16 protein-coding genes and 1 tRNA gene are annotated in these 20,254 nt (G+C 73.3%); 5 read left to right on the forward strand and 12 right to left on the reverse strand.

Going from position 1 to position 20,254, the window contains the following annotated elements:
* The 7 genes from AB0N76_RS18655 to rsmI all read right to left on the reverse strand — a co-directional run.
* A partial coding sequence (locus AB0N76_RS18655) for a 4-(cytidine 5'-diphospho)-2-C-methyl-D-erythritol kinase (RefSeq protein WP_363558430.1) occupies positions 1-954 on the reverse strand: 954 nt, incomplete at its 3' end.
* Between the two features lie 13 nt (positions 955-967).
* The gene (gene rsmA / locus AB0N76_RS18660) at positions 968-1,837 is read right to left on the reverse strand and encodes a 16S rRNA (adenine(1518)-N(6)/adenine(1519)-N(6))-dimethyltransferase RsmA (RefSeq protein ID WP_363558432.1); all 870 of its coding nucleotides are present in this window, start codon (positions 1,835-1,837) and stop codon (positions 968-970) included.
* Positions 1,838-1,864: 27 nt separating this feature from the next.
* Positions 1,865-2,440 (reverse strand): Uma2 family endonuclease, encoded by a 576-nt coding sequence (locus AB0N76_RS18665; RefSeq protein WP_363558434.1) that lies wholly within the window; start codon positions 2,438-2,440, stop codon positions 1,865-1,867.
* 94 nt (positions 2,441-2,534) lie between these two features.
* Positions 2,535-3,413: a TatD family hydrolase gene (locus AB0N76_RS18670; RefSeq protein WP_363558436.1), complete on the reverse strand. Its 879-nt coding sequence runs from the start codon at positions 3,411-3,413 to the stop codon at positions 2,535-2,537.
* A 22-nt stretch (positions 3,414-3,435) separates the two neighbouring features.
* Positions 3,436-5,058, reverse strand: a complete 1,623-nt coding sequence (gene metG, locus AB0N76_RS18675; protein ID WP_363558438.1) for a methionine--tRNA ligase — start codon at positions 5,056-5,058, stop codon at positions 3,436-3,438.
* Between the two features lie 131 nt (positions 5,059-5,189).
* Entirely contained in the window at positions 5,190-5,666 is a 477-nt protein-coding gene (locus AB0N76_RS18680; protein ID WP_363558440.1) for a hypothetical protein, read from the reverse strand.
* A gap of 285 nt (positions 5,667-5,951) precedes the next feature.
* Positions 5,952-6,803 (reverse strand): 16S rRNA (cytidine(1402)-2'-O)-methyltransferase, encoded by an 852-nt coding sequence (rsmI, locus tag AB0N76_RS18685; protein ID WP_363558442.1) that lies wholly within the window; start codon positions 6,801-6,803, stop codon positions 5,952-5,954.
* A gap of 153 nt (positions 6,804-6,956) precedes the next feature.
* On the opposite strand from rsmI, the gene AB0N76_RS18690 reads away from it, so the two are divergent.
* Complete coding sequence (locus AB0N76_RS18690; RefSeq protein ID WP_363558444.1) at positions 6,957-8,849, forward strand: phospholipid carrier-dependent glycosyltransferase; 1,893 nt, start codon at positions 6,957-6,959, stop codon at positions 8,847-8,849.
* A 226-nt stretch (positions 8,850-9,075) separates the two neighbouring features.
* Entirely contained in the window at positions 9,076-10,857 is a 1,782-nt protein-coding gene (locus AB0N76_RS18695) for a penicillin-binding transpeptidase domain-containing protein (RefSeq protein ID WP_363558446.1), read from the forward strand.
* A gap of 44 nt (positions 10,858-10,901) precedes the next feature.
* Here AB0N76_RS18695 and AB0N76_RS18700 read toward each other — a convergent pair whose 3' ends face one another.
* The 4 genes from AB0N76_RS18700 to AB0N76_RS18715 all read right to left on the reverse strand — a co-directional run bounded on the left by AB0N76_RS18700 (position 10,902) and on the right by AB0N76_RS18715 (position 17,090).
* Positions 10,902-12,311, reverse strand: a complete 1,410-nt coding sequence (locus tag AB0N76_RS18700; RefSeq protein WP_363558448.1) for a glycosyltransferase 87 family protein — start codon at positions 12,309-12,311, stop codon at positions 10,902-10,904.
* A 126-nt stretch (positions 12,312-12,437) separates the two neighbouring features.
* Positions 12,438-13,955 (reverse strand): amino acid permease, encoded by a 1,518-nt coding sequence (locus tag AB0N76_RS18705; protein WP_363558450.1) that lies wholly within the window; start codon positions 13,953-13,955, stop codon positions 12,438-12,440.
* Between the two features lie 250 nt (positions 13,956-14,205).
* On the reverse strand, positions 14,206-15,765 hold the full coding sequence (locus AB0N76_RS18710) for a penicillin-binding transpeptidase domain-containing protein (protein WP_363558452.1): 1,560 nt from the start codon (positions 15,763-15,765) through the stop codon (positions 14,206-14,208).
* A complete protein-coding gene (locus tag AB0N76_RS18715) occupies positions 15,762-17,090 on the reverse strand; it encodes an FtsW/RodA/SpoVE family cell cycle protein (protein ID WP_363558454.1) in 1,329 nt (442 codons plus the stop codon). The genes AB0N76_RS18710 and AB0N76_RS18715 overlap by 4 nt, the downstream gene beginning before the upstream one ends.
* Positions 17,091-17,263: 173 nt before the next feature.
* Between AB0N76_RS18715 and AB0N76_RS18720 the strand changes: the two genes are divergently transcribed.
* The 3 genes from AB0N76_RS18720 (at position 17,264) to AB0N76_RS18730 (ending at position 19,992) form a co-directional block, all read left to right on the forward strand.
* Positions 17,264-18,580, forward strand: a complete 1,317-nt coding sequence (locus AB0N76_RS18720; protein WP_363558456.1) for a VWA domain-containing protein — start codon at positions 17,264-17,266, stop codon at positions 18,578-18,580.
* Positions 18,581-18,582: 2 nt separating this feature from the next.
* Positions 18,583-19,452 (forward strand): peptidase, encoded by an 870-nt coding sequence (locus AB0N76_RS18725; RefSeq protein ID WP_363558458.1) that lies wholly within the window; start codon positions 18,583-18,585, stop codon positions 19,450-19,452.
* A gap of 105 nt (positions 19,453-19,557) precedes the next feature.
* Positions 19,558-19,992, forward strand: a complete 435-nt coding sequence (locus AB0N76_RS18730) for a universal stress protein (protein ID WP_363558460.1) — start codon at positions 19,558-19,560, stop codon at positions 19,990-19,992.
* Positions 19,993-20,167: 175 nt separating this feature from the next.
* Here AB0N76_RS18730 and AB0N76_RS18735 read toward each other — a convergent pair.
* A tRNA-Ala gene (locus AB0N76_RS18735) sits at positions 20,168-20,241 on the reverse strand.
* Positions 20,242-20,254 lie beyond the last annotated feature (13 nt).

The following is a 20,254-nucleotide window of genomic DNA, read 5'->3' on the forward strand; positions in this document are numbered from 1 at the left end:
CTCCGGCTCCGGCCCGACCTGCGCGTTCCTGGCCACCGCCGCGCCCGGCACCGGGCCGTACGTGGCGTGCGCGGTCCGGCAGCTGCCGGAGGCCCGCAGCGCGGCCGCGACGGCCTCGGCGCCCTCGGCGTCCTTGGCCAGGAACGCGCAGGTCGGGCCGGAGCCGGAGACCAGCGCGCCGATCGCGCCGGCCTCGGTGCCGGCCCGCAGGGTGTCGGCGAGCGCGGGCCGCAGCGACAGCGCGGCCGGCTGGAGGTCGTTGGCGAGCGCGGCGGCCAGCGCGACGGCGTCGCCGTCGGCCAGCGCGGCGAGCAGCGCCGGGTCGGGGTCGGGGGTGGGCACCTCGGCGTCGGTGGAGCCGGTGCCGGCCTCCTCCCGGAGGCGGTCGCACTCGCGGAAGACGGCGGGGGTGGAGAGGCCGCCGTCGGCCACCGCGAACACCCAGTGGAAGCTGCCGGCGACCGGCAGGGCCTCCAGGATCTCGCCCCGTCCGCGGCCCAGCGCGACGCCGCCGACCAGGGCGAACGGCACGTCGGAGCCGAGTTCGGCGGCCAGCGCGAGCAGCACCTCCGCAGGGGTCTTCAGCCCCCACAGCGCGTCGCAGGCGACCAGCGCCGCCGCGCCGTCGGCGCTGCCGCCGGCCATGCCGCCGGCCACCGGGATGGCCTTGGCGATGTGCAGGTGGACGTCGGGCGCGGCCAGGCCGTGGTGCCCGGCGAGCAGCCGGGCGGCGCGGGCGGCGAGGTTGCCCTCGTCCAGCGGGACGGCCGCGGCGTCCGGACCGGTGCAGCTCAGCGTGACTCCGGTGCCGGGCTCACCCGCCGTCGCCGTCACCTCGTCGCCGAGGGCGACCGCGAAGAAGACGTTGGCCAGGTCGTGGAAGCCGTCGGCGCGCAGGCCGCCGACCCCCAGCTGGACGTTGACCTTGGCGGGGACGCGTACCGTGACAGTCACTGGGTTCCCTAGCTCAGTTCGGCTTGTGCTCGGCGATCGCGGCGAACTGCTCCACCGTCAGCATCTCGCCGCGCAGCTTGTGGTCGATCCCGGCGGCGGCGAGCGCCTGCTCGGCCCCGGCGGCGGAGCCGGCCCAGCCGGCCAGCGCGGCGCGCAGGGTCTTGCGGCGCTGGGCGAACGCGGCGTCGACGACCGCGAACACCTCTTCCCGGGACGCGGTGGTCTTCGGCGGCTCCCGGCGGACCAGCGAGACCAGCCCGGAGTCGACGTTGGGGGCGGGCCAGAAGACGTTGCGGCCGATGGCGCCGGCCCGCTTCACGTCGGCGTACCAGTTGGCCTTGACCGAGGGGACGCCGTACACCTTGTTGCCGGGCTTGGCGGCGAGCCGGTCGGCGACCTCGCTCTGCACCATGACCAGCGTCCGCTCGATGCTGGGGAAGGTGGCGAGCATGTGCAGCAGCACCGGCACGGCCACGTTGTACGGGAGGTTGGCGACCAGCGCGGTCGGCGCCGGGCCGGGCAGCTCGGTGACCACCATCGCGTCGCTGAACACCAGGTCGAAGGCCTCGGCCTTGCCGGGCATCCGGGCGGCGACGGTGTCCGGCAGGTGCCGGGCGAGCACCGGGTCGATCTCGACGGCGGTGACGTGCCGGGCGACCTCCAGCAGCGCCAGGGTCAGCGACCCGAGGCCGGGCCCGACCTCGACCACCGCGTCCTCCCCGGTCACCTCGGCGGCCCGGACGATCCGCCGCACGGTGTTGCCGTCGATGACGAAGTTCTGCCCGCGCTGCTTGGTCGGCTTCACGCCGAACGCGTCCGCCAGCGCCCGGATGTCCGCGGCGCCGAGCAGGTGGCTGTCAGAGGTGGGGTCGGTGGTGCTCACGCGCCAAGGATACGGGCGCGCGCCGTCTCAGAGTTCGACGACCGCCGCGAGGTCGATCTCCACGGGGTACGGAACGGCGGTCCGCAGCACGCCCTCGTGCTGGGCGACGGGCAGGTAGACGCCCTTCTCCTCGTCCCGGTGGAACTCGTGGACGATCGGCAGGTCGTCGAGACCGCGCTCGACACGCCAGTAGTAGGGGATGTTCTTCTCGGCGTACTGCCCGGGCTTGCGGATCCGGTCCGCGACCTGGGATCCGGGCGATACCACTTCGACTGCCAGAACCACCGACTCCGGCGGAATACACTCCAGCTCGAAGAAGTCGAGGCCGGATTTGTCGATGACCACGACGTCGGGCTTGGCGGTGTTGTACTCGTCGAGCAACACGCACCGTTCGACGTTCACGACATGAGGCGTGGTTCGCGCAGCGGACAAAGTGATCAGCAGCTGATCACGCACCTGGTCATGCCACCATTTCGTCATCCCCCGGACCACGACGGCTCCATCCACCAGTTCCCAGTCAAACGGCAGATCGAGTTCCCTGACCTGCTCGTACGTCCAGCCCTGGGATGGCGGGTGCATCCAGTCGATCGGCATGGCGGTCATGGCCACCTCCCTCACTGCACTCATGCTAGCCAGCCTAGGCAGCCATCAGGAGTGCCGAATCGTTCCTCCGAAACCGGAGATCCGTTCGACCGGCTCAGTACCCGAAGGCGCGGGCCGTGTTCGCGGCGATGGCGGTGGCGAGCTCGTCCTCGTGCAGGCCCAGGGTGGCGGCCATCGAGCGGACCGTGACCGGGATGAGGTACGGGGCGTTGGGGCGGCCGCGGTAGGGGTGCGGGGTGAGGAAGGGGGCGTCCGTCTCGACCAGGACGCGGTCGAGCGGGGTGGCGGCGAGGGCGTCGCGCAGCGGCTGGTTGGCCTTGAAGGTGACCGGTCCGGCGAAGGACAGGTACCAGCCGTGCTCGGCGCAGGTCTTGGCCATCTCGGCGTCGCCGGAGTAGCAGTGGAAGACGGTCCGCTCGGGGGCGCCCTCCGCCAGCAGGACGGCGATGACGTCCTCGTGGGCGTCCCGGTCGTGGATGACCAGGGCCTTGTCGTGCCGCTTGGCCATCTCGATGTGGCGGCGGAACGACTCCTTCTGGATCTCCACGCCCTCCGGCCCGGTGCGGAAGTAGTCGAGGCCGGTCTCGCCGACCGCGACGACCTGCGGCAGCGCGGCGAGCGCGTCTATCTCGGCCAGCGCCGCGTCCAGGGCGGCGGCGCCCCCGGCCGGCCGCTGCCGGCCCGACCACCCGTCGGGGTCGCCGAGGAAGATCCGCGGCGCCTCGTTGGGGTGCAGGGCGACGGCCGCGTGCACCTGCTCGTACTGGGCCGCCAGCTCGGCGGCCCAGCGCGAGCCGGGCACGTCGCAGCCGACCTGGACGACGGCGGTGACCCCGACCGAGGCGGCGCGGGCCAGGCCCTCGGCGGGGGTGCCGGACTGCATGTCCAGGTGGGTGTGCGAGTCGGCGACCGCCACGGCCAGCGGGGCGGGCAGCGGCGGCGGGGTCGACCGGTCGTCGTCCTTCTTGGCCATCAGCGGTGGTCCCTCCGAACCATCAGGACGCGGCCGGCTTCTCTTCGAGCCGCGGGAACAGGATCTCGCCCTTGGTGACGGTGGCGCCGGCGGGCAGCCGGCCCCAGCTCGCCGCGTCGGCGACGGTCTGGCCGGCCAGCGGGCCCAGGCCCTCGGCCGCGCCGAGCGAGTCCCAGAGCTTCTCGGCGGTCGTCGGCATGACCGGGTTGAGCAGGACGGCGGTGCCCCGCAGCGACTCGGCGGCGGTGTAGAGGATGGTGGCCAGCCGGGCGCGGCCCGCCTCGCTGTCGTCCTTGGCGACCTTCCACGGCTCCTGCTCGGTGAGGTAGCCGTTGACCTGCTTGACGAAGTCGAAGACGGCCGCGAGCCCGCCGGCGAAGTCGAGTTCCTCGCCGATCTTGCGGTCGGCGGTGGCGACCGCCGCCGCGAGGCCGTCGGCGACGGCCTGCTCGGCGTCGCCGTGGGCGGCCGAGGCGGGCAGCGAGCCGTCGAAGTACTTGCCGACCATGGCCGCCAGCCGGGAGGCGAGGTTGCCGAAGTCGTTGGCGAGCTCGGAGGTGTACCGGGCGGTGAAGTCCTCCCAGGAGAACGAGCCGTCGGTGCCGAACGGGATCGCCCGCAGGAAGTAGTAGCGGTAGGCGTCCACGCCGAAGTGCGAGGTGAGGTCGGTGGGCGCGATGCCGGTCAGGTTGGACTTGGACATCTTCTCGCCGCCGACCATCAGCCAGCCGTTGGCGACGACCCGCTTGGGCAGCGGGAGGCCGGCAGCCATCAGCATGGCGGGCCAGATCACCGCGTGGAAGCGGAGGATGTCCTTGCCGACGAGGTGCACCGAGGCCGGCCACAGCTCGGCGAACCGCTCCGGGTCGGCGCCGTAGCCGGCCGCGGTGATGTAGTTCTGCAGGGCGTCCACCCACACGTAGAGGACGTGCTTCTCGTCCCAGGGCAGCGGGACGCCCCAGTCGAAGGTGGAGCGGGAGATGGAGAGGTCCTGCAGGCCCTGCTCGACGAACCGCAGCACCTCGTTGCGGGCCGACTCGGGGGCGATGAAGCCGGGGTTCTCGGCGTAGAACTCCAGCAGCTTCGGGCCGTACGCGGAGAGCCGGAAGAAGTAGTTCTCCTCCTCCAGCCACTCGACCGGCTTCTTGTGGATGGCGCAGAGCTTCTCGCCCTCGGTGGCGCCGTCGAGCAGGTCGGCGGGGAGCTTGTACTCCTCGCAGCCGACGCAGTACGGGCCGGAGTAGCCGCCCTTGTAGATCTCGCCCTTGTCGTACAGGTCCTGGACGAACTCCTGCACCCGGGCGGTGTGCCGCTCCTGGGTGGTGCGGATGAAGTCGTCGTTGGCGATCTCCAGGTGCTGCCAGAGCGGCTTCCAGGCCTCTTCGACCAGCTTGTCGCACCACTCCTGCGGGGTGACGCCGTTGGCCTCGGCGGTGCGCAGGATCTTCTGACCGTGCTCGTCGGTGCCGGTCAGGTACCACACCCGCTCGCCGCGCTGGCGGTGCCAGCGGGTCAGCACGTCGCCCGCCACGGTGGTGTACGCGTGGCCGAGGTGGGGGCGATCGTTGACGTAGTAGATCGGGGTGGTGACGTAGTACGCGGGGGTGGTGACCCCGGTGGTGCTGTGGTCTGCAGTGGCCGCCATGGTCCGAAAGCTTAGTCGGGCGGGCGCCCCGGCCTCGACCGACGAGGACCGGCGAGGGCCGACGGCCAGGAGCCACCCGTGCCGTCGGCCTCTGGTACCCGCCGTACCCGCGGTACCCGCGGTACCCGCCGTCAGCCGCGCAGCCGCGCCCGGAACCGCGCCCAGAACCCGCCCGCCGGGGCACCCGCCGTACCCGGGGCCGCCGCGCGGGACCGGACCGGCCGGGCCACCGCCGGCGCCCCGGCCGGCTCGGCGTGCGCCGCGTACCCGGGGGCGTGCTGCCAGGGCTGGTCGGCGACGCCCACCCGGCCCTCGCGCATGATCCGCACGGTGTGGCCGCCGCAGCCCGGGCAGGTCGGCTTGAGCAGCGGCGACGGCACCCGGACACCGTTGGCGTGGTACTCGATCACGACGTGCCCGTCCCGGGCCACGTGGTGCTCGATGTCGTACGCCTGCTCCCAGCCGTACCCGCAGCTCAGGCACGCGAAGGAGTAGGCCTCCCGGACGGTCTCGACGGGAGTGTGCGTCCGGCTGGTCGGGCCGGTGCCGCTCGGGCCAGGGTCGCTCAGGGCGTTGCCACCGCGGGGGCTACCGATCGTGTCGCTCATAGCCGTCTCCCAGCGCCCGCCGGGCGCTCGCCCGGCTGGGTCTTTCCATCCCAGGAAATGCCCGGAACGCCCCCGGCGATGCCCGTCTTGTGAAGACTTGGAGGCGGGTTGGGAATCCCTATACGAAAGGGTGGATCCTGTCCGGAATCCTCGACCGAAACTTCAGCTCGACGGGTGTTTACCCGGGGCCTTCTCTCCAAGGTACGCGCCCCCGGGCCGACCGCAACCTCGTCCACGAACCGGACGTACCCGCAGCTCAGGCCGGTTCGCCGACGCCGGCCGGGCTCAGCCCGCGGCCGCGTTCTTGGCCGCCACCACGGCGTCGAAGACCTCCCGCTTGGGCAGCGACAGTTCGACCGCGACCGCCGCGATCGCCTCCTTGCGGCGCTCGCCGGCCTCCTCCCGGACGGCCACCAGCCGGGCCAGTTCGGCCGGGGTCAGCTCCTGCGGCGCGGCGGGCGGCGCGCCCGCCACCACGACGGTGATCTCGCCCTTGACGCCCTCGGCCGCCCAGGCCGCCAGTTCGCCGATCGGCCCGCGCTTGACCTCCTCGTAGGTCTTGGTGAGCTCGCGGCAGACGGCGGCCGGCCGGTCCGCGCCGAACGCCTCGGCCATCGCGGTGAGCGCCTCGGCGATCCGGTGCGGGGCCTCGAAGAACACCATGGTGCGCGGCTCGGCGGCGATGGTGGCGAGCTGCCGGGCCCGGTCGCCGGTCTTGCGCGGCAGGAAGCCCTCGAAGGTGAAGCGGTCCACCGGCAGCCCGGACAGGGCCAGCGCGGTAAGCACCGCCGACGGCCCGGGGACGGCGGTGACCTTGACGTCGGCGGCGACCGCGGCGGCGACCAGCCGGTAGCCGGGGTCGGAGACGGACGGCATCCCGGCGTCGGTGACCAGCAGCACCCGGGCGCCGCCGAGCAGCGCCTCGACGAGCTCGGGGGTGCGGCCGACCTCGTTGCCCTCGAAGTAGGAGAGGACCCGCCCGGTCGGGGTCACCCCGAGCGCCTGGGTGAGCCGGCGCAGCCGCCGGGTGTCCTCCGCCGCGATGACGTCCGCCGTGGCCAGCTCGGTGAGCAGCCGGGGCGGGGCGTCCGCGACGTCGCCGATGGGGGTGCCTGCGAGAACGAGTACTCCTGTCACAGGCCCCATCCTCGCAGCTGGGGTGTGTCTTGTCGGTCAGCCCGGGTTCGACCCACAGAACACACCCTGGCCCGCCGCCCGCTTTTGGTGACGATTCGGGCAGCTTCGGAGGGAGCCGTCCCCCGGTCACGACGCACCCCTACCATGTGGCGGATGAACGGCGACACGGCGGCGCAGACGCCCACTGGTACAGACCACACCGCGCGGGGTGCCGTCGGCGTGCCGGTCCTGACGGACCAGTCGTCACCCACCCTGCCGGCCCCGCGCGACCCCGACGGCGACGCCGGCGGCGGTCCCGACACCCCCGGCGGCCCCGGCGAACCCGCCCCCGCGGAGTCCATACCCCCACCCCGCTCCGCCTGGCTGCGCGGCCTGGCCCGGTTCGGCTACGCGCCGCCGCCCGCCGTCCCGCTCGCCGAGCGCCTGGTCCCGCCGATGCCGGACGGCCCGGGCGTCACCCCGAAGCGCGTCCCGCCGTCCCCGCTGCTGCTGCGCCTGGGCCTGGCCCTGCCGGCGCCGCTCTGGTCCTGGCTCTGCCGCTGGGCCGGCTGGCTGGGCCCGCTCGCGGTGGCGCTGTTCGCCGGGGTGCTGCGGTTCTCCGGCCTGGGCGAGCCGAACGCGATCATCTTCGACGAGACGTACTACGCCAAGGACGCCTACGCGCTCTGGCACGGCGGCTACGAGATCAGCTGGCCGGACGGCGCCAACGAGCAGATCATGGCGGGCTCGGCGGTCCCGTACCGGCCGAACCCCTCGTACGTGGTGCATCCGCCGGTCGGCAAGTGGATCATCGGCGCCGGCGAGCAGCTGTTCGGGATGAACCCGTTCGGCTGGCGGTTCGGGGTGGCCCTGCTCGGCACCCTGTCGGTGCTGATGGTGGCCCGGATCGCCCGCCGGCTGTTCCGCTCGACCCTGCTGGGCTGCGTGGCGGGCCTGCTGCTCGCCGTGGACGGTCTGCACTTCGTGCTCAGCCGCTCGGCGCTGCTGGACCTCGTGGTGATGTTCTGGATCCTCGCCGCCTTCGGCTGCCTGCTGCTGGACCGCGACCACACCCGGGCCCGGATCGCCGCCAGGCTCACGGCGCACACCGACGGCGCCCCGGACGCGCGCTTCGCGCACCGGCTCAACCTGGGCTGGCGCCCGTACCGGATCGCGGCCGGCGTCTGCGTCGGCCTGACCTGCGCGACCAAGTGGAGCGGCCTGTACGTGGCGGCCGCCTTCGGTCTGCTGACGGTGCTCTGGGACGCGGGCGCGCGGCGGCTGGCCGGCGCCGACCGCCCGTTCCGCTGGACGGCGATCCGGGACGCGGTGCCCGCCTTCGTCTCGATCGTCGGCGTCTCGGTGGTCGTCTACATCACCTCGTGGTGGGGCTGGTTCGCCAGCAGCACCGTGCCCAACCAGGGCGGTTACGGCCGGGACTGGGCGGTCGGCCGGTCCACCGACTACCCGTGGATCCCGGAGGGCCTGCGCGCGCTCTGGCACTACCACTCGACGGTCTACGACTTCCACACCCACCTGAGCGACCCGCACACCTACCAGTCGAACCCGTGGAGCTGGCTGGTGCTGGGCCGGCCGGTCTCCTTCTTCTACGAGTCCCCGAAGCAGGGCCAGGCCGGCTGCACGGTGAGCGAGTGCGCCCGCGAGGTGCTGGGCATCGGCACCCCGCTGCTCTGGTGGACCGGCGTGATCGCCCTGGTCTACTGCCTGTGGCGGTGGGTGGCCCGGCGCGACTGGCGGGCCGGCGCGGTGCTGTGCGGGCTGGCGGCCGGCTACCTGCCGTGGTTCGCCTACCAGCACCGGACGATCTTCCTGTTCTACGCGGTCTGCTTCGTGCCGTTCCTGGTGCTCGCGGTGACCATGCTGGTCGGGGCGCTGATCGGGCCCACGGGCGCGTCCCGGGACCGCCGGATCATCGGCTCGACGGCGGCCGGCCTGGTGGTCCTGCTGATCATGTGGAACTTCCTCTTCTTCCACCCGCTGTACACCGGCGAGACAATCCCGATGGAGGACTGGCGCCAGCGGATGTGGTTCACCAGCTGGATCTGACGGGAGCGGAGCAGGCGAGGGCGAAGGGCCGGGAGAGGGGCCGGACGCGAGGTCGGACGAGGGGCGGCGAAGCGTACCGGAGTGGTGCGCGGCACGTACCAGATCCGTCACAAGACCCGGCCCTTTCGTCGGCGCACGGACTTCGCCTGCCTAGGCTGGGCTCCGAACGCGCATCCGGCCACCTCCGGCTGCGGCCCGATCGCCCGACCCTTGGGGGAGCAGCACCATGCGCAATGGCGCGAAGACCGGCATCATCACCGGCGTGGCCGTCGCCATGCTCGCGGCGGGCGGCTACGGGGCGTACAGCCTCGTCGGCGGCTCCGGCGACAAGGACACTCCGGCGGCCAAGAAGGCGCGCACGGTGGTCGCCGAGCCTCCGACCGCCGAGCAGGCGGCGGCCGGCGCCAAGGACTTCCTGGCGGCCTGGGCGGCCGGCGACCTCGCCAAGGCCGCGTCGCTGACCGACGACCCGACGGCCGCGACCGCCGCGCTGACCGCCTTCCGGGACCAGGTGAAGCCGAGCGGGCTGACCCTGGCGCCGTCCGGCCCGGCCTCCCCGGCGGCCTTCGCCACCTCCACCGGCACCCCGGCGCCCGCCGCCAAGACCCCCGGCGCGGCCACCACCGCCCCGGCCACCCCGGCCGCCGGCGACACCGCCGCGCCCGCCGCCTCCCCCTCCGCCTCGGCGGCCCCGACCGGCGTGCTGATGGGCTTCAAGGCCCGCGCCGAGTTCGAGGGCACCAACCGGGTCTGGGACTACAACGGCTTCCTCGGCGTCGTGAAGATGAGCGACGACACCCCGGCCGTGCACTGGGCGCCGACCGTGATCCACCCGCACCTGGGCGAGGGCGAGACGATCTCCGTCCAGCCGCTGCCGGTGCTGACCGGCAACGTGGTGGACCGCAACAACAAGGCGCTGAACAGCCCGTCGATCACCCCGGCGCTGATCGCCAACGCGCAGGCCAAGGTCGCCAAGGCCCTCGCGGACCAGAACAAGGACCAGAACGACGGCGGCACCGGCGTGGTGATCACCAACCCGGCCGACCAGAAGGCGACGCCCGACCGCCTGTTCACCATCGTCGACCCCAAGCCCGCGAAGCCGTTCAAGCTGACCATCGACGCCACCCTGCAGGCCGCGGCCGAGAAGGCGATGGCCGACCTGGGCGGCAAGAAGGGCTCGATCATGGCGATCGAGCCGAGCACCGGCCAGATCCTGGCCTTCGCCAACTCCCCCACGACCGGTCAGAACCGCGCCTTCGAGGCCCAGCTCGCCCCGGGCTCGACGATGAAGATCGTCACCTCCACCGCGCTGCTGGAGGCCGGGGTCAACCCGGACACCGTGGTGCCCTGCCCGACGCTGAGCAGCAACCCGAAGAAGATCCCGAACTCCTTCCCGGACGCGTACCCGAACAACACGCTCCAGCAGGACTTCATGATCTCCTGCAACACCGCCTTCATCGACCAGGGCCTGGCCAGCCTCAAGCCGGGCGGGCTGACCGCCACCGCCAAGGACGTCTACGGCATCGGCCTGGACTGGCAGACCGGCCTGGCCAGCTTCGACGCCAAGGTGCCGGACGCCGGCACCAACAAGGACGAGCAGGCGATGCAGTCGATCGGCCAGGGCAAGGTCCAGATGAACCCGCTGGCCATCGCCTCGGTCACCGCCACCGTGCAGAGCGGCAGCTTCAAGCAGCCGATCCTGGTGGCCGAGCTGCCGCAGCAGAAGGCCCCCCGGGACATGTCCGCGGACGTGGACGCGAAGCTGAAGGCCATGATGGCCGCCACCGCCAAGGACGGCACCGCCAAGGACGTGATGGCCGGGATCTCCGACAACGCGGGCGCCAAGACCGGCTCCGCCGAGGCCACCGGCATCGCCACCACCAACAGCTGGTTCACCGCCTACCGGGGCAACCTCGCGGTCGCCTCCGAGGTCGAGGGCGGCGGCCACGGCGTGGAGGCGGCCGGCCCGGCCGTCGCCTCGGTCATCAAGGCCGCCGGCAACCGCTAGAACCCGTCGGGTGGAACCCGCCGAACATCATCCCGGAGCCCGTCCTACCGTCTCGGCAGGGCGGGCTCCGGTGTTGCCAGCAGGCAGGCGGACGGGACGGGCAGCCGGCCGCTCCAGCGCCGGGCGGCCAGCCGGGGCCAGATCATCAGCACCGCCGGCAGCGCCAGGTAGCCGAACCGCCCGGCCGGGGCCAGCATGAAGGCGATCGCCAGCCCGACGGCCAGCAGGTCGGCGGCGGCGATCGCGGAGACCGGCGGCCGGGCCAGCAGCCAGACCGTCACCCCGAGCCCGCCGACGGTCAGCAGCACCAGCGAGGCGGTGTGCCCGGTCGGTCCGAAGCCGGCCAGCACCTTGCCGGGCAGCGGGCTGCCGGCCGGCGTCTGGATCGCGGTCAGCCCGAGCGGGAACCGCACCACCTGCTCGCGCAGCTCCTCGCCCCGGGCCAGTACGTACGGCACCATGACCGCCAGCGCGGCGCCGAGCGCGGTCAGCCCGGCCCGGGCGGCCGGGCGCCGCCCGTAGAGCCGCCAGAGCAGCAGGACGGCCACCGGCAGGGCCGGCCAGACCGTCCACTTCAGGGTGCCGGCCAGCGCCAGCACCAGTCCGGCGGCGATCGTGCGGTCCCGTTCGGCCAGTGCCATGGCCAGGCAGCAGAGCCCGATCAGCGGCAGGTCCACGCCGCCGCCGACCAGCGCCAGCGCGATCAGCGGCGAGGCGGTGAGCACGGTCAGCGGCAGCAGCGGCGCCCGGTCCCGGGTCGGCCGCAGCAGCCGCCAGCTCGCCAGCAGGCAGACCACGAAGGCCACCGCGAACCAGATCCGGGCGTCCCCGGCGAGCCGGGCGAGCGCGTTGCCGTCGCCGAACAGCGCGCGCGGCATCCCGAACAGCGACATCGCCGGCAGGTACGGGTTGTAGTCGGTGACCACCACCGGGTGCGGCAGGTAGGGGCTCCCGGTGGTGAGCAGCAGGTGCGCCGAGCGTTCGACCACCATCACCTCGGACTGGTGGCGGCCCTGCAGGACGAGGACCACGAGCGGCACCAGGACGGCGCCGAGCAGGGCGACCGCGGCGGCCGCGCGGGCGGCGAAGCGGCGCGGGAGGACCAGGCAGAGCAGCCCGGCGAGCAGGTAGGCGGGGGCGGCGACGAAGCCCCACAGGCGCTGGTTGGCCAGGTCGGAGACGAGCGGGAAGCCGGCCGCCCAGCCGGCGGCGATCAGGCAGCCGAGCAGCTGGACGCCGCGGTGCCCGGCGAGCCGGGCCGGAATCAGCCGATCGGGCGGCGGCGGTGGGCCGTTCCGGCCGCGCTGGCGGGGGAACGGACGGTGGGCCGGGCCGCCGCGCAGGCGGCCCGGTCCGGTCGGATGGCCGGCCGGGGAGGGCGTCGTCGGGGTCGCGCCCCGGCCGGTGAAGCGGCCGCGCGGGCGGGGGTAGCCGGGCGTGCGGGTGCTCACCATGGTGGAAGGTTATGGCCGGGGGTGGTGCCCTGTCGCCACCTCGGGGACGCGAGTGTCCACCGACACGAACGGGGCCGCCCGGGACGGATCGTCCCCGGGCGGCCCCGTTCCCGACGCATCGGGGGCTCAGCCGGCCTTGGTCTCGGACGACTCGGCGGCCTCGGCGGGCTGCTCGGCGGACTGCTCGGCGCCGGCCCGCTCCAGCTTGGAGTGCTTGATGCTGTAGCCGAAGTACACCGCCACCGCGATCACCAGGGCCACCGCACCGGCCTCGAAGGTGTCCGCGTGCAGGCCGGTGATCAGGTAGCCGCAGAAGCCGACGCTGAGCAGCGGGACGACCGGGTAGCCGGGGACCTTGAAGCCGCGCGGCAGGTCGGGCTGGGTGCGGCGGAGCACGATCACGCCGATCGAGACCACTGAGAAGGCGATCAGGGTGCCCAGGCTGGTGATGTCGGCCAGCACGTTGAGCGGGACGAAGGCGGCCAGCGCGCCGACGCCGAGGCCGACCACGATGGTGTTCCAGACCGGGGTGCCGGTGCGCGGCGAGAGCTGGGCGAAGCGCTTGGGCAGCATGCCGTCGCGGCCCATCGAGTACAGGATGCGGGTCTGGCCGTAGATCACCACGAGGGTGATCGAGAAGATCGAGATGATCGCGCCGATCGCGAAGACCATGGCCGGCCAGCTCTGGCCGGTGATGTCCTGCAGGATCTGGGCGAGGCCGGCCTCCTGGCCGTCGAACTTCTCCCAGGGCTGGGCGCCGATGCCGGCGAGGGCCACCAGGATGTACAGCAGGGTGACCACGACCAGCGAGATGATGATCGCCATCGGCAGGGTGCGGCGCGGGTTCTTGACCTCCTCGCCGGCGGTGGACACGGCGTCCAGGCCGATGAACGAGAAGAAGATGCTGGAGGCGGCGAGCTGCACGCCCCCGATGCCCAGCGGCATGAACGGGGTCAGGTTGCCGGAGTGGAAGCCGGTCAGCGCGACGCCGATGAACAGGATCAGGATCAGGATCTTGATGCCGACCATGGCCGCGTTGACCTTGACCGACTCGCTGACACCGCGGACCAGCAGGAAGCAGACCATGGCGACCAGCAGCAGGGCCGGCAGGTTGAACCAGTGGCCGTCGCCGGGCGCGCCGGAGAGCTGCTCCGGGATCTGGAACCCGAACGCCAGGTCGAAGAACTTGTTGAGGTACTCGGCCCAGCTGACCGCGATCGCGGAGGCGGAGACGCCGTACTCCATGAGCAGGCAGATGCCGACCGCGAAGGCGACGCCCTCGCCGAGGGTGGCGTAGGCGTACGAGTAGGAGGACCCGGAGACCGGGATCGCGGAGGCCATCTCGGCGTAGCAGAGCGCGGTGAGGCCGGCCGTGACGGCGGCGATCACGAAGGAGAGGATGACGGCCGGGCCGGCCGACGGCACCGCGGTGCTGAGCACGAAGAAGATGCCGGTGCCGATGGTGGCGCCGATGCCGATCGCGGACAGCTGCCAGAGCCCGATCGAGCGGCGCAGGTGGATGCCGGAACGTCCGCCCTCCTCGGGCGCACCGGCGGGCAGGCCGTCGTGTCCCTCGCTCTCGGCGATCAGGGTGGAGACGGGCTTGCGCCGGGTGAGGCGCGCGCCGAGGGTGTTGCTGGCCAAAACGATGGTCCTTCTAGGCGAGGGAGGGTGTCCTAGCGGCCGGTCACTCGACGCGCCAAGGGGTGTCATCGGGGACCAACCGAACAAAGATGGGACAGTACCGCGCGAAAGCACCAGTGTCGCAAACGAACAGTCCGGCGCCGCGCATTGTACGAACTGTCGCATCGGCATGTACAAACCGGACACTTCGCAAACGGCGGATCTTCCATCGAGCAGCTAAAGCAGCAGGTCAGCGACGCGGGTAAGGGGCTTACCCGGCCAGCACCGCCTGCATCACCGAGCGCGCGATCGGGGCCGCCAGCCCGCCGCCCGTGACATCGGTCGCGTCGCTGTCCGCGATCACCACGGCCACCGCCACCGGCGGCACCGCCTCCGAGCCGGCCGGCTTCGCCCAGGAGATGAACCAGGCGTACGGGATCCCGCTGTTGTCCACCCCGTGCTGGGCGGTGCCGGTCTTGCCGCCGACCACCGCGCCGCCGATCCGGGCGTTGCGCCCGGTGCCCCGCTCCACCACGTCGGTCATCAGCCGCTGCACCTGCCCGGCCGTGCCCGGGCTCATCGCCTGCCGGTACGCGGTCGGCTTCAGCAGCTGCACGGCGGTGCCGTCGTCCTTCGTCAGCTCCTCCACGAGCTGTGGACGCATCACGGTGCCGTTGTTCGCGACGCCCGCCGCGACCATCGCCATCACCAGCGGGGTGGCGGCCGTGTCGAACTGGCCGATCGAGGAGAGCGCCAGCTGCGAGCGGTCCATCGCGGTGTCGAAGTTCGACCGGGCCGCCCGCACCGGCGTGTCCAGCCGCGCCTCGTTGAAGCCGAAGGACTCCGCCATCGCGACCATGTCCGGCAGCCCGACCCGCACCCCGAGGTGGCCGAGCACGGTGTTGCAGCTGAGGACCATCGCGGTGTCCAGCGACTGCCCGGGCTCGTCGCAGGCCCGGGTGTCGTTGACCAGCGGCGTGGTGGTCCCCGGCAGGACGTACGGGTAGGGCGCGTCGGTCGGCGCGTCGATGTCGGTGACCACCCCGTGCTCCAGCGCCGCCGCCGCGGTGACCACCTTGAAGGTCGAGCCGGGCGGGTAGGTCTGCCGCAGCGCCCGGTTGAGCATCGGCTGGTCGGGGTCGGCCTGCAGCCGGTTCCAGGCCTCCTGGTCGTCGGCGGAGGCGCCGGCGAAGCTCCCCGGGTCGTACGAGGGGGTGGAGGCCAGCGCCAGGATCCGCCCGGTGGCCGGCTCGATCGCGGCGACCGCCCCCTTCTGCCCGTCGAGCCCGCGCATCGCGGCCTGCTGGGCGGCCCGGTCGATGGTGGTCCGGACGTCCCCGCCCGGGTTCTGCCGACGGGCCACCGCGTCCCAGACCGCCCAGCTCGCCAGCCGGCTGTCGGTGCCGGAGAGCAGCGCGTCCTCGGTCCCCTCCAGCTGGGTGTTGCCGTAGGTCTGCGAGGAGTAGCCGGTGACCGCCGCGTACAGCGGGCCGTCGGTGTACGTCCGCTTGTAGTCGTAGCGCCCGCCGGTGGGCCGGGACCCGGTGACGGTCTCGGCGCCGACCAGGATGCCGCCGCGCGGCTGGGAGTAGCGCTCGACGGTGAGCCGCTGGTTGGCGCTGTTGTGGTCCAGCTCCCCCGCCCGGAACACCTGCACCCGGGTGGCCTGGACGCACAGCGCCACGATCAGCAGGAGGCAGAAGGTGCCGGCCCGGCGCCCGGTGACCGAGATCCCCGGCAGCCCCTGCGGCCCGTTCCCGGGCCGGCCGTTCCCCCGCCGCCGCCTGAGCGGCCACCGCCGCCGCGACCCCCGCACGGGACGGAGTGTCATCGGGCCTCCTCCGGGACGGGCCGCCGGGCGATGTCGCTCATCCGCACCAGCAGCGCGACGATGATCCAGTTGGTGACCACCGAGGAGCCGCCCTGGGCGACGAACGGCAGCGTCATCCCGGTCAGCGGGATGAGGTCCAGGACCCCGCCGGCCACCACGAACACCTGCAGGCCGACCAGCGCCGCCAGCCCGATCGCCAGCAGCCGTCCGAACGGGTCGCGCAGCGCGATCCCGGTCCGGAAGCCGCGCGAGATCAGCAGCGCGTACAGAAGGAACACCGCGATCAGCCCGGTCAGCCCGAGCTCCTCGCCGATGGTGGCGAGGATGAAGTCCGACTTGGCGGCGAAGCCGATCAGCGCGGAGTGCCCGTTGCCCAGCCCGGCGCCCAGCTCGCCGCCCCAGGCGAAGGCGAACAGCGACTGGGCGATCTGGTTGGCGCCGCGCCCGGCGGCGATCGAGCCGAGCGGGTCCAGCCAGTCGTTCACCCGGCTGTGCACGTGCGGCGAGAGCGAGCCCACCCCGACCGCCGCCACCGCGGCCAGGAACAGCCCGATGGCGATCCAGCCGGTCCGCGCGGTGGCCACGTACAGCATCACCACGAAGAGGCCGAAGAAGAGCAGTGAGGTGCCGAGGTCGGTCTCCAGCACCAGCACCCCGACGAAGGCCGCCCAGACCACCAGCACCGGCGCGAGCACCCGCCCCGGTGGCAGCCGGAACCCCCACACCCGCCGCCCGGTGAGCGCCAGCCCGTCCCGGTGCACCGCCAGGTAGGCGGCGAAGAAGACCGCCAGCAGGATCTTGGCGAACTCCCCCGGCTGGAAGGAGAGCGACCCGACGGTGATCCAGATCCGCGAGCCGTACACCGGCGGGAAGAAGATCGGCAGCACCAGCAGGACCAGCGCCAGCAGCGCCCCGATGTGGGCGTACCGCTGCAGCCGCTTGTGGTCCCGCAGCAGGAGCAGCACCAGGATGAACAGGCCGACGCCGAGCGTGGACCAGAGCAGCTGGGTGGGCGCCGCGTTCCCCGGGGTGACCCGGTCCAGCCGGTAGATGACGACCAGTCCGATGCCGTTCAGCAGCACCCCGATCGGCAGCGGCAGCGGGTCGGCGTACGGCGCCCGCCAGCGCACCACCGCGTGCGCCACCAGCGCGAGCACCCCGAGCGCGGCCCCGTACTCGCCCGCGTCGGCGGGGACCGTGCCGTCGATGTTGAGCCCCACCTCGGCGTAGCCGAGCACGGCGAGCAGCACGGCGGCCAGGACCAGCGCGAGTTCGGTGTTGCGCCGGGTCGCCACCGTCCGGCGCGACCGGCCGGCGGTTCTCACGGGGCGGGTCCTTCCCCTGGTGCGGGCGTCGATTCGTCACCCTAACGAGCACTATCCATATGTATCGCCTTATTCACCCGGTGTGTCCCGCCCCGTCTCCGCCCGGCCCGTACGCCTGCGCACGCCCCTTCCCGCGTTGGCCACCGCGAACTGATGGTCCCTAGGATCGGCGCGTGAATACCGGACGACGACCCAAAGCCAGGCTCGGCAGCCTGCTGGCCGCCCTGGCGATAGCGGGCGGGGCCCTGCTCAGCGGCCTGCCCGCCCATGCCGACGAACCATCAGCCGGCGCCGCCGGCAAGGAGGCCCCCCGGGTCGACCTCGTACTGGACGTGAGCGGCTCCATGCGCGAGGCCGACATCCAGGGCAAGACCCGCATCTCGGTGGCCCAGCAGTCGCTGAACGACGTGATCGACGCCCTGCCGGCCGAGACCGACTTCGGCATCCGCACCCTCGGCGCCAACTACCCCGGCACCGACAAGGCCCAGGGCTGCCAGGACACCAAGCAGCTCTTCCCGGTCGGCAAGACCAACAAGACCGAGGCCAAGACCGCCGTCGCCACCCTGCGGCCCACCGGCTTCACCCCGATCGGCCTGGCCCTGCGCGGCGCCGCCCAGGACCTCGGCAAGGGCGAGACCACCCGCCGGGTGGTGCTGATCACCGACGGCGAGGACTCCTGCGCCCCGCCGGACCCGTGCGATGTCGCCCGCGAACTCGCCTCCCAGGGCATCCACCTGGTGGTCGACACCCTGGGCCTGGCCCACGACGACAAGACCCGCCAGCAGCTGCTCTGCATCGCCAACGCCACCGGCGGCACCTACACCGACGTGCGCACCCAGGAGCAGCTCACCGAGAAGGTGAAGCAGCTGGTCGACCGCTCCAACGACACCTACACGGTGACCCCGGTGAAGACCGCCGGCACCGACAAGTGCGAGTCCGCGCCGGTCCTCACCCCCGGCGTCTACAGCGACCGCGAGAAGTTCTCCGAGCACCGCGTCTACCGGATCCCGGTCAAGGCCGGCCAGGAGCTGCGCGCCTCGGTCAGCGTCGCCCTGGACCGCCCGGTGGCCCGCGACTACGGCGTCCTGCTCCAGGCCACCAGCGCCACCGGCCAGGAACTGGTGCGCGGCACCGACGCCGGCAGCAGCCGCACCGACGTGGTCTCGGCCGGCCTGCGCTGGTCCACCGACGACTCCAAGGGCTACGCCACCGCGACCCCGTCCGCCTCGCCGAGCGGCAAGCCGGAGACCACCGTCTGCCTGGTGGTCTCCAACTCGCTGGCCCCGCAGGCCGGCGTCGCCGCCGACCCCGGGCTGCCGCTGGAGCTGACGGTCGACCTGACCGCCGCCTCCCCCGCCCCGGACGGCCCGGCGATGGGCCTCGGCCGCGGCTGGATCCTGCTGCTCGTGCTCACCCTGGCCGGCCTGCTGACCGGCCTGCTGTTCGGCTGGATCGCGCGCTGGCGGATCGCTGTCTGGCAGGAGAACTGACCATGCGTACGTCCTTCCGCACCGCCCTGGCCGCGCTGGCCCTGCTCCCGGCGCTCGCCGTGACGGCCCCGGCCGCCTCGGCCGCCTCGCCCTCGCCGAGCGCGAGCGGCACCCCGGCCCCGGCCAACAAGGCCGGCACCTCCTACCTGACCGCCGTCAACCTGTCCCCCGGCCAGGACGCCGACGTCGCCGCCTCCACCGGCGACTACCTGTACTGGGCGTTCGGCGCCGCCGAGGGCCAGACCCCGAAGGTCGAGCTGACCGTCGGCCTGGCCCCGTCCGCCGACCGGCACGGCCCGCAGAGCTGGAGCGTCGAGGTGTTCGACGGGCTGCGCCGCCGCCAGTCCTGCACCGCCGGCGTCCAGAACGCGACCGCCGATCCGGCCACCGGCTCGCTGGCGCTCAGCTGCACCCTGCGCGAGGTCCGCTCCTGGGCCGAGCCGTGGTCCGGCGACCCGCTCCCGGGCACCTACTACGTCCGGCTCTCGGTCGCCGACGCCCCGCAGCAGGACCTCGGCCTGGCCGCCTCGGTGCAGCTGCACGTCACCGCCAAGGGCGACGCCGACAACGCCCAGCCCGAGGGCGGCGAGCTGAAGGCCCCGCTGGTCCCGCCGGCCGGCGGCGGCGCCGCGACCGCCAAGGCGGCCGCCCCGGAGGAGCCCGAGGAGCACTGGTACACGGGCTGGTTCTCCGGCTGGAACAGCCGCTGGTTCTGGACCCTGGCCGGTGGCGCCCTGGCGGCCCTGGCGGGCGTCGCGGGCTACACCCTCACCCGCCACCCGCGCGGCCGCCGTCCGGCCCGCTACGGCTCGGTCCCGCCGCAGTCCGGCGCCCCGCAGCCGGGCCCGTACGCGGGCTCCGGCCAGTCCTGACCGTCCGACCCCCCGAGGGCCGGCCCGGAGGATCGCTCCGGGCCGGCCCTCGGGCGTTCCGCCGCTCCCCTCGCCGTGGCTCCCCCGCCGCCCTACGCTCGAACCGTGCCCGAGCAGCCGGACGGCAGGATCGTGGTCGGCGTGGACGGCTCCCCGCTCTCCCGCGCCGCCGTCCGCTGGGCCGCCCGGCTCGCCGCCCTCACCGGCGGCCCCCTGGAGGCGGTGAGCGTCTGGGAGTTCCCCGCCCTGTTCGACCCCACCGGCCTCGTCCCGCCCCCGCTGGACGGCTTCGCCGCGGAGCGCCGGGCCGCCGCGATCCTGGACGAGACGCTGGCCGCCGTCCTCTCCCCCGCGACCGCCGTCCGCCGCCGCCTCCCGGCCGGCCGCCCCGGACCCGCCCTGGTGGCCGCCGCGGCGGGCGCCCGCGCCCTGGTGATCGGCTCCCGGGGCCGCTCCGCCCCACCCGGCGCCCCGCTCGGCACGGTCGCCCTGCACTGCGTCGACCACGCCCCCTGCACGGTGCTCCTGGTCCGTGAGTGACCCGCGAGTGACCCGCGAGTGACCCGCGAGTGACCCCGGGGTGGTCCGCGGGTGATCCGTCTCACACCCCGCCGAACCGCCCCCGCCGCGCCCCCGGCTGACCCCCCGCCAGCCGACGCACCCCCACAACGCAGAAGTCCCGCCCGATCAGTGATCGGGCGGGACTTCCGTTGGGTGGAGCTGAGGGGATTCGAACCCCTGACCCCCTCGATGCGAACGAGGTGCGCTACCGGACTGCGCCACAGCCCCAACAAGAAGAAAC

Origin of the sequence: Kitasatospora sp. NPDC093806 (assembly GCF_040683335.1) — a bacterium.
Lineage (GTDB): Bacteria > Actinomycetota > Actinomycetes > Streptomycetales > Streptomycetaceae > Kitasatospora.

What these genes read in the sequence shown, in the direction of transcription:
- AB0N76_RS18665 (WP_363558434.1), bottom strand. Translation starts at nt 2,440, where the DNA reads ATGACCGCCATGCCGATCGACTGGATGCACCCGCCATCCCAGGGCTGG.
- AB0N76_RS18670 (WP_363558436.1), bottom strand. Translation starts at nt 3,413, where the DNA reads ATGGCCAAGAAGGACGACGACCGGTCGACCCCGCCGCCGCTGCCCGCC.
- metG (WP_363558438.1), bottom strand. Translation starts at nt 5,058, where the DNA reads ATGGCGGCCACTGCAGACCACAGCACCACCGGGGTCACCACCCCCGCG.
- AB0N76_RS18680 (WP_363558440.1), bottom strand. Translation starts at nt 5,666, where the DNA reads ATGAGCGACACGATCGGTAGCCCCCGCGGTGGCAACGCCCTGAGCGAC.
- AB0N76_RS18690 (WP_363558444.1), top strand. Translation starts at nt 6,957, where the DNA reads ATGAACGGCGACACGGCGGCGCAGACGCCCACTGGTACAGACCACACC.
- AB0N76_RS18695 (WP_363558446.1), top strand. Translation starts at nt 9,076, where the DNA reads ATGCGCAATGGCGCGAAGACCGGCATCATCACCGGCGTGGCCGTCGCC.
- AB0N76_RS18700 (WP_363558448.1), bottom strand. Translation starts at nt 12,311, where the DNA reads ATGGTGAGCACCCGCACGCCCGGCTACCCCCGCCCGCGCGGCCGCTTC.
- AB0N76_RS18710 (WP_363558452.1), bottom strand. Translation starts at nt 15,765, where the DNA reads ATGACACTCCGTCCCGTGCGGGGGTCGCGGCGGCGGTGGCCGCTCAGG.
- AB0N76_RS18725 (WP_363558458.1), top strand. Translation starts at nt 18,583, where the DNA reads ATGCGTACGTCCTTCCGCACCGCCCTGGCCGCGCTGGCCCTGCTCCCG.